16 protein-coding genes are annotated in these 14,102 nt (G+C 48.8%); 8 read left to right on the forward strand and 8 right to left on the reverse strand.

What is annotated here, in order from left to right:
- Positions 1-51: 51 nt before the first annotated feature.
- Complete coding sequence (locus tag ACKKE8_RS22620; protein ID WP_409174987.1) at positions 52-501, reverse strand: hypothetical protein; 450 nt, start codon at positions 499-501, stop codon at positions 52-54.
- A gap of 38 nt (positions 502-539) precedes the next feature.
- Positions 540-1,343, reverse strand: a complete 804-nt coding sequence (locus ACKKE8_RS22625; RefSeq protein WP_409174988.1) for an extracellular solute-binding protein — start codon at positions 1,341-1,343, stop codon at positions 540-542.
- A 340-nt stretch (positions 1,344-1,683) separates the two neighbouring features.
- Here ACKKE8_RS22625 and alr point away from each other — a divergent pair, with 340 nt between their 5' ends.
- The 6 genes from alr to ACKKE8_RS22655 all read left to right on the forward strand — a co-directional run bounded on the left by alr (position 1,684) and on the right by ACKKE8_RS22655 (position 6,554).
- Positions 1,684-2,868: an alanine racemase gene (gene alr, locus ACKKE8_RS22630; RefSeq protein ID WP_409174989.1), complete on the forward strand. Its 1,185-nt coding sequence runs from the start codon at positions 1,684-1,686 to the stop codon at positions 2,866-2,868.
- A 77-nt stretch (positions 2,869-2,945) separates the two neighbouring features.
- The gene (locus ACKKE8_RS22635; RefSeq protein ID WP_409174990.1) at positions 2,946-4,538 is read left to right on the forward strand and encodes an alkaline phosphatase family protein; all 1,593 of its coding nucleotides are present in this window, start codon (positions 2,946-2,948) and stop codon (positions 4,536-4,538) included.
- A gap of 109 nt (positions 4,539-4,647) precedes the next feature.
- Positions 4,648-5,454: a DUF2785 domain-containing protein gene (locus ACKKE8_RS22640; protein WP_409174991.1), complete on the forward strand. Its 807-nt coding sequence runs from the start codon at positions 4,648-4,650 to the stop codon at positions 5,452-5,454.
- Between the two features lie 70 nt (positions 5,455-5,524).
- Positions 5,525-5,848: a DUF3892 domain-containing protein gene (locus tag ACKKE8_RS22645; protein WP_409174992.1), complete on the forward strand. Its 324-nt coding sequence runs from the start codon at positions 5,525-5,527 to the stop codon at positions 5,846-5,848.
- A gap of 75 nt (positions 5,849-5,923) precedes the next feature.
- On the forward strand, positions 5,924-6,157 hold the full coding sequence (locus tag ACKKE8_RS22650) for an NAD(P)-binding protein (RefSeq protein WP_409174993.1): 234 nt from the start codon (positions 5,924-5,926) through the stop codon (positions 6,155-6,157).
- 112 nt (positions 6,158-6,269) lie between these two features.
- Positions 6,270-6,554, forward strand: a complete 285-nt coding sequence (locus ACKKE8_RS22655) for a hypothetical protein (RefSeq protein WP_409174994.1) — start codon at positions 6,270-6,272, stop codon at positions 6,552-6,554.
- An 88-nt stretch (positions 6,555-6,642) separates the two neighbouring features.
- On the opposite strand, the gene sigJ is transcribed toward ACKKE8_RS22655, so the two are convergent.
- From sigJ to ACKKE8_RS22675, 4 genes are all read right to left on the reverse strand, one after another.
- Positions 6,643-7,533 (reverse strand): RNA polymerase sigma factor SigJ, encoded by an 891-nt coding sequence (sigJ, locus tag ACKKE8_RS22660; protein WP_409174995.1) that lies wholly within the window; start codon positions 7,531-7,533, stop codon positions 6,643-6,645.
- Positions 7,511-8,842: a phytoene desaturase family protein gene (locus ACKKE8_RS22665; RefSeq protein WP_409174996.1), complete on the reverse strand. Its 1,332-nt coding sequence runs from the start codon at positions 8,840-8,842 to the stop codon at positions 7,511-7,513. Before ACKKE8_RS22665 ends, sigJ begins: the two co-directional genes overlap by 23 nt.
- 270 nt (positions 8,843-9,112) lie before the next feature.
- Complete coding sequence (locus tag ACKKE8_RS22670) at positions 9,113-9,616, reverse strand: DUF4188 domain-containing protein (RefSeq protein WP_409174997.1); 504 nt, start codon at positions 9,614-9,616, stop codon at positions 9,113-9,115.
- A gap of 9 nt (positions 9,617-9,625) precedes the next feature.
- A complete protein-coding gene (locus ACKKE8_RS22675; protein WP_409174998.1) occupies positions 9,626-10,258 on the reverse strand; it encodes a TetR/AcrR family transcriptional regulator in 633 nt (210 codons plus the stop codon).
- A 183-nt stretch (positions 10,259-10,441) separates the two neighbouring features.
- Between ACKKE8_RS22675 and ACKKE8_RS22680 the strand changes: the two genes are divergently transcribed.
- The gene (locus tag ACKKE8_RS22680) at positions 10,442-11,407 is read left to right on the forward strand and encodes an NAD(P)-dependent alcohol dehydrogenase (RefSeq protein WP_409174999.1); all 966 of its coding nucleotides are present in this window, start codon (positions 10,442-10,444) and stop codon (positions 11,405-11,407) included.
- A gap of 71 nt (positions 11,408-11,478) precedes the next feature.
- On the opposite strand, the gene ACKKE8_RS22685 is transcribed toward ACKKE8_RS22680, so the two are convergent.
- Positions 11,479-12,225: an IclR family transcriptional regulator gene (locus ACKKE8_RS22685; RefSeq protein ID WP_409175000.1), complete on the reverse strand. Its 747-nt coding sequence runs from the start codon at positions 12,223-12,225 to the stop codon at positions 11,479-11,481.
- A 236-nt stretch (positions 12,226-12,461) separates the two neighbouring features.
- Here ACKKE8_RS22685 and ACKKE8_RS22690 point away from each other — a divergent pair, with 236 nt between their 5' ends.
- Positions 12,462-13,199 (forward strand): YheC/YheD family protein, encoded by a 738-nt coding sequence (locus ACKKE8_RS22690; RefSeq protein WP_409175001.1) that lies wholly within the window; start codon positions 12,462-12,464, stop codon positions 13,197-13,199.
- A gap of 54 nt (positions 13,200-13,253) precedes the next feature.
- Here the strand turns inward: ACKKE8_RS22690 and ACKKE8_RS22695 are convergent, their stop codons facing one another.
- Positions 13,254-14,078, reverse strand: coding sequence for an aldo/keto reductase (locus ACKKE8_RS22695; protein ID WP_409175002.1), 825 nt, complete (start codon positions 14,076-14,078; stop codon positions 13,254-13,256).
- Positions 14,079-14,102 lie beyond the last annotated feature (24 nt).

A 14,102-nucleotide genomic window follows, 5' to 3' on the forward strand; every position in this document is an offset into this window, starting at 1 on the left:
TTTTAAAAGTAAAGAAGAGAACGATCGCGACTGATCGTTCCCTGGGCAGGCTTATTCAAATGCTGTTTCGCTGTTTAAGACAAACCATACATCTTTTACTCCTTGTCCGTTTACATCCCCTTCTTGCTGGTCTTTTGCAAAATAATAGAGAGGAAAGCCTTTATACGTAACCTGCTTCTTCCCGTTGTCTTCTCTTGTGATCGTATCGAAATCCTTTTTGTCAAAACCTTCCGGGACGGCGAAATCCTCCAGGGTAAATGCCGGCCAGTTTGCCAGGCAGTCTCCGCTACAATTGCTTTTTCCTGCTTCGTCCTTTTTGAAGTAATACAGGGCCCTTCCCTGTGGATCCGCAAGGTACTCTCCAGCTTTCTCATTCTTCAAAAGCTGGAGGCTGTCAGCCGGGGGTTGAACCGTTTCTGTTTTTACCTCCGTGCTTTTTCCACAGGCAGCCAAAGCAAAAACAATCAAAAGTATCGCAAGGGTAAAAACTGCTTTTTTCATGTATGTTCCTCCCCGTTTTTTAGATGTAAGACTCGTCCTTACTTCCAGCCCCATTTTTGAAAGATTTGGTGAGATTCTTCCGTTTTTAAATAATCAATAAATTGCTGTGCCTCTTTTTTCTGATCAGTGATTTTCGTCAGGGCGATCGGCGTTCCACGATAGAGCTTTTCTTCTTCGGGCAGTTCGACCAGGTCAGTCACATCCTTCAGTCGGTAATGCCACGATTCATAGGTAATCCAGGCGTCCAGGCTGGAATTCGATTTCCATCGTTCAATGGCCTCGGCACTCGACTTTACAGAAAGGTTAATATTTGAGGAAATGCCTTCAATCAGCCCTTTTCTGCCTGCCAAGTCTTCCCACAGGCCAAGCTGGCCAGCCCCATTCACATCGAGTATTTTTACTCCCTTTTTCGTTAAATCCTCCAGGCTTTCAATCTTCTTAGGATTTCCTTTCCTCACCAATATTCCTGCAGCACGCGGGTAAAGCTCCGTACGTGATTTCGTGTCGAGCATTTCGGGGTGGTTAAAGTTGAAGTCCTGCAGCATATACTCGGAGCCACCGAAAATAATATCTGCATCTTGCTTTGCTTGACCGATCCAATTTCCCTCTGGTCCGGCTGTTACTTCCACCTTCATTCCTGTTTCAGCTGAAAATTGTTCAGCAGCTTCCTTGATCGGTCCAAGTGGTCCACCTGGTCCGTACACCCGGATGACCTGATCACTTTGGCTGGAATTTGGTGTCGCCTGGGACGCCGGCTTACCGTCCATTTGTGCATAGGTTGACATTCCGGCAGAAGTAAAGACAAAGAGCAGTAGAGCTGCTAGTAACACGGTCTTCTTCATGATTCTTCCTCCATTTCACACATGTTTTTTAACGGTTCTATCAAAGGAAACGAAGGGAGGCTGTAAACGGTTTGATTGTTATCGCAAAATAGTTAGAAAGTTTTATAAATCGTTGTTTTTTTGTTCATGTCCGTCCCTCATCATTGATCAACTCATTTTTTCAGTCATCGCAAATATATCATGCATTGATTTCTTTCAGATTGCTCTCTTGAATAACCCCAATCATTACTTCGAAAACGCTTTTTGTTATCTCTTCTTGATGGGCCACGCTTAAGTGGCTGGTGCCGTGAATACGCATGGAAGAGGGAATTGTTTCCCTAGAAAAAGGGAGGGATTCGTGATGAAACAGTTGTTTCGCGAAACCTGGATCGAGGTAAATCTCGATGCCATCAAGAAAAACATTCGGGCGATACGCCGGCATATTCCTGAACAGACGAAAATCATGGCGGTTGTAAAAGCGAATGCCTATGGCCATGGTTCTGCCGGAGTAGCCCGCCATGCCCTCGAGTACGGGGCTACCTCCCTCGCTGTCGCTATCCTGGAAGAAGGCATCGTCTTACGAAAAGCGGGAATTGTAGCACCTATACTCGTGCTGGGATTCACGCCTCTTTCACGTGTCAAAGAGGCGGTCGCCTGGAATATAGAGCTGTCCGCGTTTCAGACCGATTGGATTAAAAAAGCCGATAAAATTGTCAAATCAACGGCTTTCTCCAATCGTCTGAGTATCCATATCAATGTAGACACCGGGATGGGTCGTTTGGGCGTACGGACAAAATCTGGGTTGCTTTCAGTCGTAAAGGCTTTAACGTCAAGCTCTTCCCTTGCATGGGCCGGAATCTTCACTCATTTTTCCACTGCGGATGAGCCTGATCACACATTGACCAAAGCGCAACACGAGTTATTTGTTACTTATCTTCATCATCTAAAGGAAAGAGGCTTCGAGCTTCCGACCGTACACATGAACAACACCGCCGCTACCATTGCTTTTCCCGAATACAGCGCCGATATGATCCGCCTCGGGATCGGCATGTATGGGCTTTATCCATCCGCTTATATCCGACAACTCAATCGCGTCAAGCTCGTTCCGGCGCTCAGCTTGAAATCGCGCTTCTCCTATGTAAAAACAATGCTGACCCCACCGTATACCATCAGTTATGGCGCTACATACATAGCAAAGCGCGGAGAGGTCATCGGCACGGTTCCAATCGGTTATGCCGACGGTTATTCGCGCGCGCTCTCTAACAGAGGATTTGTTTTGTATCGAGGCAGACGTTTGCCAATCGCAGGGCGAGTGACGATGGATCAGATGATGGTTAGCTTGGGAGAAGGCGGTAGTGGAAAGCAAGGCGATGAGGTCGTGATTTACGGCAAGCAAGGAAACCACGAGATTACTGTCGATGAGATTGCCGAAATGCTCGGGACGATCAACTATGAAGTCGTTGCCACCCTCAGTAATCGCATCCCTCGTTTGTTTTTGGAAAAAGGAAAGGTTGTAGAGATCTCTCATCTGTTGCCGGAAGGGTAATGGAGCCAGCCTTGGAGAATAATTTTTCGGCGAAAACAAAAAATAGAGAGAACCAATTCACGGAAAGGAATGGAAACATGAAGTCGCGATTCACATACGCCATCCTTCTCCTGCTGGCGCTGAGTCTGACTGTGCTCGGCTGCAAGCCAGACTCAGCCTCCCAAATCCGTCAGCAAAGCCAAAAGGCTCAGCCCTCAGCCGAGAGAAAAGAATCGCAAAAGCCTGTCCTGCTCATTCTCATTGATTCGTTAATGGACAAATCTCTAAAAGAAGCGATCCGCCAAGGCCGCGCTCCTGCTTTGGGTTATTTACTTGCAAACGGGCGCTATTACCCGGAGGTTGTGAGCTCTTTTCCCACCATGTCCGTAACCATCGACAGCACCTTGCTCACGGGGACATATGCAGATCGGCATCATGTACCGGGATTATCCTGGTTCAATGACAAGGAAAAACGGATGATTTATTACGGCTACGGTCCCAAAGAGGGCCTGAAAATCGATCAGCCACAAGTGCTGCTGGATATCCTTCATCAATTGAACCTGGCCCAGCTCAATCCGCATACGAAAACCATTCATGAGGAACTGGCAGAAAAAGGCAAGGATACCGCTTCGATCAATGGTATTATTTGGCGAGGAAAAACGGCACACACCTTACAGATTCCCCGTCTCGTTGAATTCAGCACGCGTTTGCCGGGCGTGGTGAATGTGAACGGACCAAAACTGCTGTCGTATGCAGCATTTGCTCAGTTAGATCCGAATCAAAAGAGTGAAAAGCGTATTTGGCGAAAATACGGGATGAACGATGAGTTCTCCGCGCAGGAGATCGCTTATCTCATCAACAACAAGAAGCTCCCCCCTCTTACCATCGCGTACTTGCCGGAAAATGACATGGAGGTGCATATAAAAGGAGCAGCTAGCATTGAAGGGGTTGAAAAAGCAGATAAAGCGCTGCAAACCGTGCTTGATGCTTTTGGTTCGTGGGACAAGGCAATCAAGGAAGCACGCTGGATCGTCATGGGAGACAGTGCCCAGAGCGCTGTTCTGGATGATCGCCAAGTCGCTGCCATTGATTTACGCGACTTTTTGAACCCCTATCAGATCGCGAAAATCGGTCGACCCGTCACACCCACTGACCAAATCGTGATAGCAACCAACGAACGGATGGCCTATATTTATGCCCTGGACCCACGTATTCCGTTATCCGATATCGTTAACCGTTTGCAGCGTGAACCGAAGCTGGACATCATTGCGAGGAAGGAAGGCAAAAAGGTTGTCGTAACAGCAGGCATAGTAAAACGACAGTTTACTTACCAGCCAAATGGTCGCTTTACCGATCCATACGGTCAATCATGGGCCTTCGGTGGTGATCCGCGTCTGCTCGATATTACCATCAACAAAAACCGTATCACATATGGAAAGTATCCGGATGTTTTGGCGAGGCTTTACGGTGCGATGAATTCTCATGATGGCAGATATGTGGTCGTTACTGTTCAGCCTGGGCATGAGCTCATTACAGAAAGCTCCCCCACCCATATCGGTGGAGCGGCTCACGGATCACTGCACGAGGGTGACTCACTCGTCCCCCTGCTAGTAACCGGGACATCTACTCGCCCCCAAACATGGCGCATCGTTGACATTAAGGACTGGCTGCTGCGCCTGACAAACGAATAAGTGCAACAGCATGTTTGAAAAGGGCAGGCTCTGGCAATCTGCTCTTTTCTTTCTATTTCTTCTTCCTGATTTTTTGTTGTAAAATTAGGAAAATAAAGGAGATGAGAAAATGTCATTAAAAGAAACATTGCTCGCAATTCGGACAAACAGCTTTCTGGCGCCGCCTAACGCTTTTGAATTGGCGCTCGAAATGGTTGCACACATCGGTTCGCCCGATCCCCAGCTGCGCGATGAGCTCATCTATTCCACGTTCTCTCATTGGATAGAGGAAGGTGTGCTTACCCCTGAGCAGTTGCAAGAGCTGCTTGCGATCGCACTTGATGATCAGCACTTATTTTATCGCATAGGCGAAAGTGGTACAGACTCAGTATTTACGCGCTCTTTTTCCGTGCTATTGCTGCCTCTTATCCTGATCCTGCATCGGAACCACCCCTTCCTCGCTAAAGAAGCCATTTATTACGTCAAAGACAAACTGTTCACATACATACGGCAAGAGACAGACCTGCGCGGCTATGTAGAAGAAAAAGGCTGGGCGCATGCAATTGCTCATACTGCAGATGCACTCGATGACCTCGCCCAATGCCCGGAACTGGAGCAAGCAGACCTGAAGCAAATTCTCGGAGTCATCCGTGAAACAATCGCAGGGGCGAAATCGGTTTACGCGTACGAAGAAGATGAGCGCTTGGTGACTGCTGTCCTTTCCGTCTGGAATCGTGATGAACTCTCCTTGGATGATCTCGATGGCTGGGTTCGGAGTTTTGCGAATCGTTTGGATAGTGGCTATTCGATCGAAGCGTATACGGGACGAATCAATATGAAAAACTTTTTGCGGAGCCTGTACTATCGCATCCACGACCAGGAAAAATATAAGCGGATAGCAGCGAACTTACTTCCTCTTAGTGCACAGCGAGCATAGTCCCCGAAAACCAAAACGAATGCATGTTCTCCTCCGTTTTAGGCACCCTACTTATGAGGAGGGATGATGCATGGATCAACGGAACTTTGAACAAATTTATGAAGCCTACAAAAATGCTGGAGAACAACAGGCGATCCAGGAAAATGAAGATAACAGCCCACTGACGAATACAGGAAAAGAGCAAATCGTGGCCGTCAGGAAAAACGACGATGGAGACTTGATCGCCTTTAAAACAGACTCCGGCCGTGAGCTCGACTATATCACCGCACTCAACGACGCAAAGGCTGGCAAGCTGGCTCATGTAGACGTGTTTCACAAGTATGGGAGAGACATTCTGCGGAGTGAGCCAGACGGGATTAAGGAAAACAATTTGGATAATCTGCCCGACTTTTGATGAAAAAGGTCGCCCGCATGATCTGGGCGACCTTTTTGTATCTACTTGTTTATTTACTTAGTAATCGGCGGCCGGTTGTCCGGATTAACTAGTTCCATTTATTTGGCAAGAGCTGGTCTGTCAGTCGTTCTGATAGAAAAATCAAGTCAGCTTGGGGGACGGGCAGCAACGATCAAAAAGAATGGAGCTTCTCTCAACCTTGGCCTCCATGCACTTTACAAAGGTGGAGCTGCCGAAGAAGTTCTACAGGAGCTGGGAATCACCGTTAAAGGTGCGTACGCGCCTGCAAAAGGCGACGCGATTCCATGATTCGTCAGCTCATTACGCTGTTTGCAGGACGAATACATTTGTACCTTACCCGGAGCTTGCATGCAAAGATATCGGTTTCGGCTCGGACCACTCAAGGAACGAAGAAAGCCAATTGGAGGAGGCATTAGACTTTATACAACCTGGATGGAAAAATGAACAGGTTGCCTGTCAATTTTTGCCGAAAATTAAAGTTGCTCACGACTTTGATTCTATCGATAGGATCGATAAAAGCTATGGCCCCTCCGTTCCAGAAGTGTACGGGTTGTATGTGGCCGGTGATTGGACTGGACGAGGTGAAGTTTTAGCAGACGCGGTTTTTGCTAGTGCGAGACGAGCTGCACAAGAAGTCATTCGTGAATATAACTCAATTGAAGTGAGGTCAGATTTGCGCAGCTGATCTTGGTTATCTATCATGTCTTTTCCCTAGCTTTTACAGTCCCGACATAAGGGAATCTATCCTTTAGGCAGCTTCCGGACTTCGCCGTCTAAAATGGTGAAGTCTTTGCCATGTTCAGGTGGACAAGCTTGTCAGGGTTCACCGTCATATAAAATCTTGAGATACGGTTACCTTCGAGCGCCACGGATAGGACATAATGTACAGTTTCACCGATCATTAATAGGAAGCCTGGCAATCCGTTAACCGTTGCATGGTGATAAACCATGCCTTCTGGAAGCTTGCTGGCCGTCCCAGTAAAGAAAGCAATAACCCGTTCCGTTGTAAGAATCGGGTTAAGCGCTGCTTTCACCTTACCGCCGCCATCCATGATAAGTGCAACGTCCGCCGTTAGCAGTTCCATCACACGACTGATGTCACCGCTTTCGAACGATTGCATGAACTGCCGAACGATATGATGCGCACGCGCTGTTTGTGTTGACGTCGGGGCCTCCTCTTCCGTAGAGCGCGGCATGCCTCGCCTTGCCCGGTGAAAGATTTGTCGGCAGTTGGCTACACTTTTGCCGGTCAAATCGGCAATTTCTTCATAGCTGAAGCCGAACGCCTCTCGCAAAACAAAGATGATGCGTTCGACTTCACTCAATTGTAGCAGCAAGAGCAAATAGGCCGTGCTGATCGTATCTCTCCTTATGCAAATATCCTCGGGGCCACCCCTTCCTTCGACCAACGGATCGGGCAGCCACGGACCGATATAAGTTTCCCGTTGTTTGGTCTGTTTCCGAATTCGGTCTGCGCACAAATTAGAAGCGATACGACAAAGATACGATTTTGTGTTGGTAACGGATCTCTCACCGCCTCGTTCCGTCCAAACCACAAACGCCTCCTGTACAATATCTTCGGCATCGGATACACTGCCAAGCAACCGATAAGCAATCGAAAATAACAACGGTCTATACATTTCATATTGTTCTGCGATATTCATGGTACTCCCCTTGTTTCGGCATTGATCGATTTAGTAATTCAACAACGGCGCGTTTGGCGCTGGCCGCCGCGGCATCCACAAGCAGTTCGCCATGTCCGGCCCAATCGCCAGCGATATAAAGATTTGGCAACTCAGGGACAGCAGGCCCGGGCACTTCCATGCGTTCAGTGTGAGCATAGTCGTGAACAACCGTTATATGGGGTAAATATTGAGTCGCTTGCAATTCCTTCCTCCATCCTGGCTGCAAAATATCCATCGTTCGCTCCAGATCGGCTTTATCCTGCTCAGCGTCAGGCTGCGAAGAACCGTGATATTTCAGGATATGAACCGCAAGCCCACCGTTATCGCTAAGCTTCGCCGCTCTCGACTGATTACTAAATAGAAAAGGAGAATCAAGCCCCATGACAAACTGTACTTTTGGATTAGGTAGCCTTCGCATCCCGAGATCAAGACAGGCTGTCGTGACTGGTCGCGCTTGACGACGCCATCTTTCGAGCGCTGTCTTCTCGGAGCCGCTAACGATTTTGCAGCATTCGGTCGGAGGGACGGCCAAGATGACTGCATTTGCATAACGGACCTCACCGTCCGCGAACTGGATTTCGTAGAAGCTTTCTACTGAATCCGGCTTGGCCGACGTTTGCCGAGTGACGCTAACCACGGCTTTCCCCGTCTCGGCCCGTACACCCGCCTTCATCGCTGTTTGGCACAGCCGCTCTATAATGGAACTCCATCCACCGTTCACATATACTGCTCCGCCATTAAGGACATGACTCACTTGTCGCAGTACCGGACCGGCCGATTGAATCTCTGGCCTGTGTGCAAAAGTGGCCGTACGGCAAAAGGCATAAATCATGTGTCTGACCTCCGGTTCACGGATGGATCGTTCCGCCCATTCCTTCAGCGAGCCTTGTGGAAGGTTTCGTTTGTCCAGCTTTTTTAGGGACATCATAATGCGAGCCAGCTCTAGTTTGCCCCTGATCGAAAGCAAACGTGATGTCATAAGCGAAATGGGAGAGCCGGGCAAGTCATGGAGCTGTTTCTCTCGTAGCATATGACCAGCCATTGCCGGTACGTTGCCATCTGGTGTTGCGCCAAGCTCATTGAGGATACGATAGCATTCACCATCTCTGTAAATCGCATGCGCTCCCAGACTAAGGAACACTCCATTCTTATGAACCGTTAGGGCCCTTCCGCCAAACATCCTCGCTTTTTCAGTTAGCATCACCCGCAGGCCAGCTTTCACTGCATACGCAGCGGCAACCCAACCGCTCATTCCTCCGCCGATAACGGCAACATCCCATTTTTCCATCTTTTCATCCCTCCAATCGATTTACACATAAGTCTTTAGAGGGCTTTTTTTTGTGACACGGTTTAGGGAAAAGTTTTATCATCACCGAATGGCTAGCACTAAACGATACCAGGTTGGTACTGGCCATGTAGCCAGCAGCGTACCGAGGTTTCGGTGCTTGTGATTCTATGGCTGTTCGGATGGCTCTCGCAACGGACGGAGGGAGTCGAGCCGGAAGGTCACGGGCTTGCATGTAAAAGTAGCTTCCTAATTGACTTTGACGTCAATCGATCAAGGTGCAGGCGTAGGTACCGCTGGCTCATTCTCACCGCCCAAACGCCGGCGTGCCGTCTCCCTTTTTCCCACTGCCGGTAGATGCTCACCTGCCTTGGCCAATCCCCAGACAGGCATATTTCCGTATAGGCATTCGTATTTTCCCGCATCGACCAAGTACGTCTCGTGAAAAATCCCAACCGTTCCATCCGTTCCTACCGCTTGGTTGAACTTCCTCCACGCGCTCAGATGATTGTGGCTTTTTCTCGCGTAATTTTCCAAATGCTCATAGGATCGCCAGTACTGGATTTGGGTGATTTCACGCAAATTAACATGCGAAGTGTGACCCAACAGTCCGAGCTCCGGGTGCTGATACAACTCTCGCATCATGCCTCCCATAGCATTAGCAACTGGCATCCACTTGTGAACCGCAAGCATACGGTTGATTCGCATCCCGATGATAAATACGACGAAAGGACCTTCCATTTGTGCGGTAAAACGTCCCGGAACTACTTTTGCCATCCGACTCCCCTACCTTATCAAAGATTTGAGGTGCAGCTCGTAACACGCCATATAATCAGATACATGAAACAAATGGGCAGTCAGATAGGCTCCGTAAAACATTGAGAATAACAGAATTACGGCTTCCTCCTCTGACAGGTGAAGGGCAAGCTGACCATCTTCGACTGCTTCTTGTACGCACTTTTGCAACATCTGATGAAGATCAGTCGCTCTAATGGCTTCCCTATCCTCATGCTCAGGGAAGCGCAGATACAATTCAGCATCAGATAAAAGCGGTACACATGGGTGCATTTTTTGCTCGGCTAAAAAGCTGATAAGGCTAAGCATGATCCCAGGTTGCTTCTCGCTATCGCGCGTAACCTTGGCAAAAATATGCCGAACGGCTTCCCATCCCCGCTTGCCAGTACTCCGCAGCTCAACAAAGCACTCTGCTTGCCATATGCTCATGTAATAAATCAAGAGCTCTTCTTTTTGCGGGAAAAATTTAAAGAATGTGACCTTCGACACCTCTGCTCGTTCACAAATGTCATCCACCAGTACATTTCGGAAGCTCCCGTCGCCTATAAGCTCCAAGGCAGCGTCCAGAAGGGCGAATTTGGTTTTTGCTTTCTTTTTCTCACGTAATGATAATGCTTCTGCCATCTTGTTCTCCTTTTTCCATATTTCTACTTTTGTTTATAGTAGTACATAAATTAACTTGAGTAAAGTTTTTTATTCGAGTAACCAAAAAATCAGCACTCCTATTCAAAAAATAAAAATAGAACTTTAATCAAATGACTCCGTATAAAATAAGGAAACAGCCAAGGCTAATTGGAGGGCGAAAAGATGAAAGCGATCGTATACGAGCAATACGGGCCACCAAATGTCCTGCAGCTCCGGGATGTCGCCAAGCCGGTCCCAAAGGACGACGAGGTATTAATCAAAGTCTATGCTGCAACTGCCGCAGCGGGGGATTGGCGTTTACGCAAGGCAGATCCTTTCTTGGCACGTCTGTTCAATGGTCTGTGGAAACCGAGGAAAATCAAGATTCTCGGCTTCGAATTAGCCGGGGTGGTCGAATCAACGGGAAGTAGTGTTTCTCAGTTTAAACCGGGGGATTTCGTCTATGCTGCCTGCGGAAACGGATTCGGCGCGTATGCCGAATACAAATGCTTACCTGAGAGCGGTTGTATCTCGCTGAAGCCTGCGAATATGACGTTTGAGGAAGCAGCCGCGGTTCCGGTCGGTGCCTATACTGCCTTGCAATTTCTCCGGAAGGGCAATATCCAGCGCGGCAGGCGTGTGCTCATATACGGTGCTTCTGGCAGCGTCGGGACGTATGCGGTGCAGCTCGCCAAGCATTTCGGTGCGGAAGTGACCGGAGTATGCAGCACAGCAAATGTAGAGTTGGTAAGATCGTTGGGGGCCGACCGAATCATCGATTACACAAAAGAGAACTTCGAGGACGAGGCTGCGGTCTACGATATCATTTTCGATACGGTTGGAAAGAGTCCGTTTCAGGCATGCGTCGAGCGACTGACACCGAACGGCTACTACCTGCGAGCGGTCCATTTTAGCCCTCTGCCAATCGTTCGCGGGTTATGGACGAACATGACAAGCGGTAAGAAGGTAATAGGTGGAAGCGCGAAGGAAAACGCGAAAGACTTGAGGTATGTAAAGGAGCTGATCGAGGCCGGCAAGCTACGTGCCATCATCGATCGCATTTATCCGCTAGAGCAAGCAGCGGAGGCTCACTCCTATGTGGAGCTGGGGCACAAGAAAGGCAACGTGGTGTTAACCGTGCGACAATGATTACGCATCGATCGTCCAAAAAATAAAGCCAACCAAAACACATTCTCTGTGTGTTTTGATTGGCTTCTTCGTTATTTCATCATTTTTCCCATCCGATAGGCGGCTTCCATGATGTAAGGTGCATATTGGCTCATTTTTTCAGGAGTCAGGCGGTTGGAAGGACCCGACGCCGCAATAGACGCTACCAATTGTCCGTTGCGGTTGAATATCGGGACGGCTACGGCTGCTGTCCCCAGCTCCCGTTCCTCCACGCTAGTCGCGAAGCCTTGTTTCCTGATTTGATCCAATTGCTCAATAAAAGACTCCTTGTTCACATAGTCAGGCCAATCCGGGTCGCTGATGACTTCCTGTAAAATGAACGGCTCTGCGTACGCAACAAGTACTTTGCTGGATGCCCCCACCGTGAGTGGCATACGCGCACCGATTGGCGCCACCCTGCGAATCGGTTGCTTGCTTTGGACTGCCTGTACGCGTATCCGCTCGTTTCCATCCCGCACGTACAAACTGATCGTTTCCTCCACCAAATCCCGCAAACGCTCCATCTCCGGCAGCAGCAATGTCGCTGGATCATCGTTTTGCGACAAATTGGCGGATAGCTCCCAAACCCGGAACCCAAGTCGATACTTCTCTGTCTGAACATCTCGTATCAGAAACCCTTTGTTCTCCAGCGTTGCCAGCAAACGATGCACAGTACTTTTATGCAAGGAGAGTCGACTCGCTATCTCGCTCAGGCCCAGATCCGTAGCGTCCGTAAAACAGAGCAGGATATCCAAAGCCCGATCGACTGCCCGAACGTTTGCTTTTTGTTCTTCTTCCATAAGTGTTTGACACCTGCTTCCTACTTTGTTCCGATCGTTTCATCTGATGAAACGAATTTGCTACTTTTCAGTATACGAAAAAATAAAGCATAGTAAAGAGCGAATCCAAAGCTGACTCTTACAGATTTTACCCATTTTATGTTCCCAAGGACATTCCCACAAGCGCTGAAACTAGATAGGACATACACTGACAGCAAGATCCCATGCTTCACAACTCGATTGGGGGAATGTCTTCATTGGGCAAAAAAAGCGAATCAAAACTGACCAAGTATAACGTGCTGCGGGCAAGTCCTGCGCTCATCTCGGCATTACCCAAGACACGCCTGTTTTCGAAACAGTCTTTGCATGCTTTTCTCGATCGATACAAAAAGGTCATAGCCAAGCCAGCAGCAGGCAGCGGTGGAGCTGGTGTCATGCTGCTCACTCGAAAAACCAAAGGCAGATACCGCGTTCAGCGCGGGTCCTCCCTGCACACGCTGCGCGGCAAGCTTTCGACCTATCAGTATCTGCGCAAGAAAATAACAACCCCTTACCTGATTCAGCGCGGGATATCGCTGGCACGTGTCAACGGTTCTTTGTTCGATGTTAGGGTGATGGTACAAAGAAGACCTGGCTCTCCTTGGGTTGTCACTGGCATGCTCGCCAAAGTAGCTGGACGAGGCTACATCATCACCAATGTCAAAAGAAGCAAAGGAAGGGTGCTGCCAATCCGCACAGCTATTCGACGCTCGTCGATTCACGGTGCTTCCTCCTCCACGATTATTGCTCGCTTGCGGAGAATCGCCCTCCACGCTGCGGAACGGTTGGCGAGCTATTATACCCGTCAGCAAGTCTTTGGGTTTGATATGGGTATTGATGCAAGCGGTCGGGTGTGGATTATCGAAGCCAATCTGCGGCCAGACATCACGCTGTTCCTCAAGCTTTCTGACAAATCGATGTACAACCAAATATGTAAGTACCGAAGACACACATAAAAAAAGGGTAGCCGATCTATCGCGGCTCCCCTTTCCTGCTCGATGGTTGTCTGCTTAAAAATCAAAATGATCTGGGTCTGGCCCAAATCGCTTGTTGTCATTCAACGCATTAATTTTTTCTACATCCTCTGCACTGAGGGAGAAGTCAAAAACATCTGCGTTCTGGCGAATCCGCTCTGGTGTGATCGACTTCGGTATGGTGACCACTTGGTTTTCCAAATCCCAGCGAAGCACAATTTGTGCAGGAGACTTGCCGTATTTTTGTCCCAATTCTACCAAGAGTGGATGATCGAGATTTCCTTGCATCAACGGGCTCCATGCCTCTAGTTGAATGTGGTGCTCTTTGCAATACGCATGCAATTCTTTTTGGGTAAGCAATGGATGATACTCGACTTGGTTGACTACCGGAATGATCTCGCTATGTTGGCGCAAATCCTCGAGATGGTGGCTATGAAAATTACTGACGCCAATCGCACGTACATATCCATCGCGGTACAGCTTTTCAAAGGCCCTCCATGTATCTACATACTTGCCTTTTACAGGCCAGTGAATCAGGTACAAATCGAGCGTATCGATACCCAATTTTTTCATACTTTCATCAAAAGCCTTCAGCGTTGACTCGTAGCCTTGATCCGCATTCCACACCTTGGTCGTGATGAACAATTGATCGCGATCAATCCCGGCTTGACGGATTCCTTCGCCTACGCCGACTTCGTTACCGTAGATGGCTGCCGTGTCTATACTGCGATAGCCCGCCTCAATCGCGGAACGGACGGCCAACGTCTCGTTTCCGTCTTTCGCCTTCCAGACACCCAGACCCAGCCAGGGCATCTTCACCCCGTTGTTCAAAACGGAATGATCTGTGATATGTGTTGCCATTGGATCTCCTCCCGTCTAACGCTG

Origin of the sequence: Brevibacillus fortis, from assembly GCF_046196545.1 — a bacterium.
Lineage (GTDB): Bacteria > Bacillota > Bacilli > Brevibacillales > Brevibacillaceae > Brevibacillus > Brevibacillus fortis_A.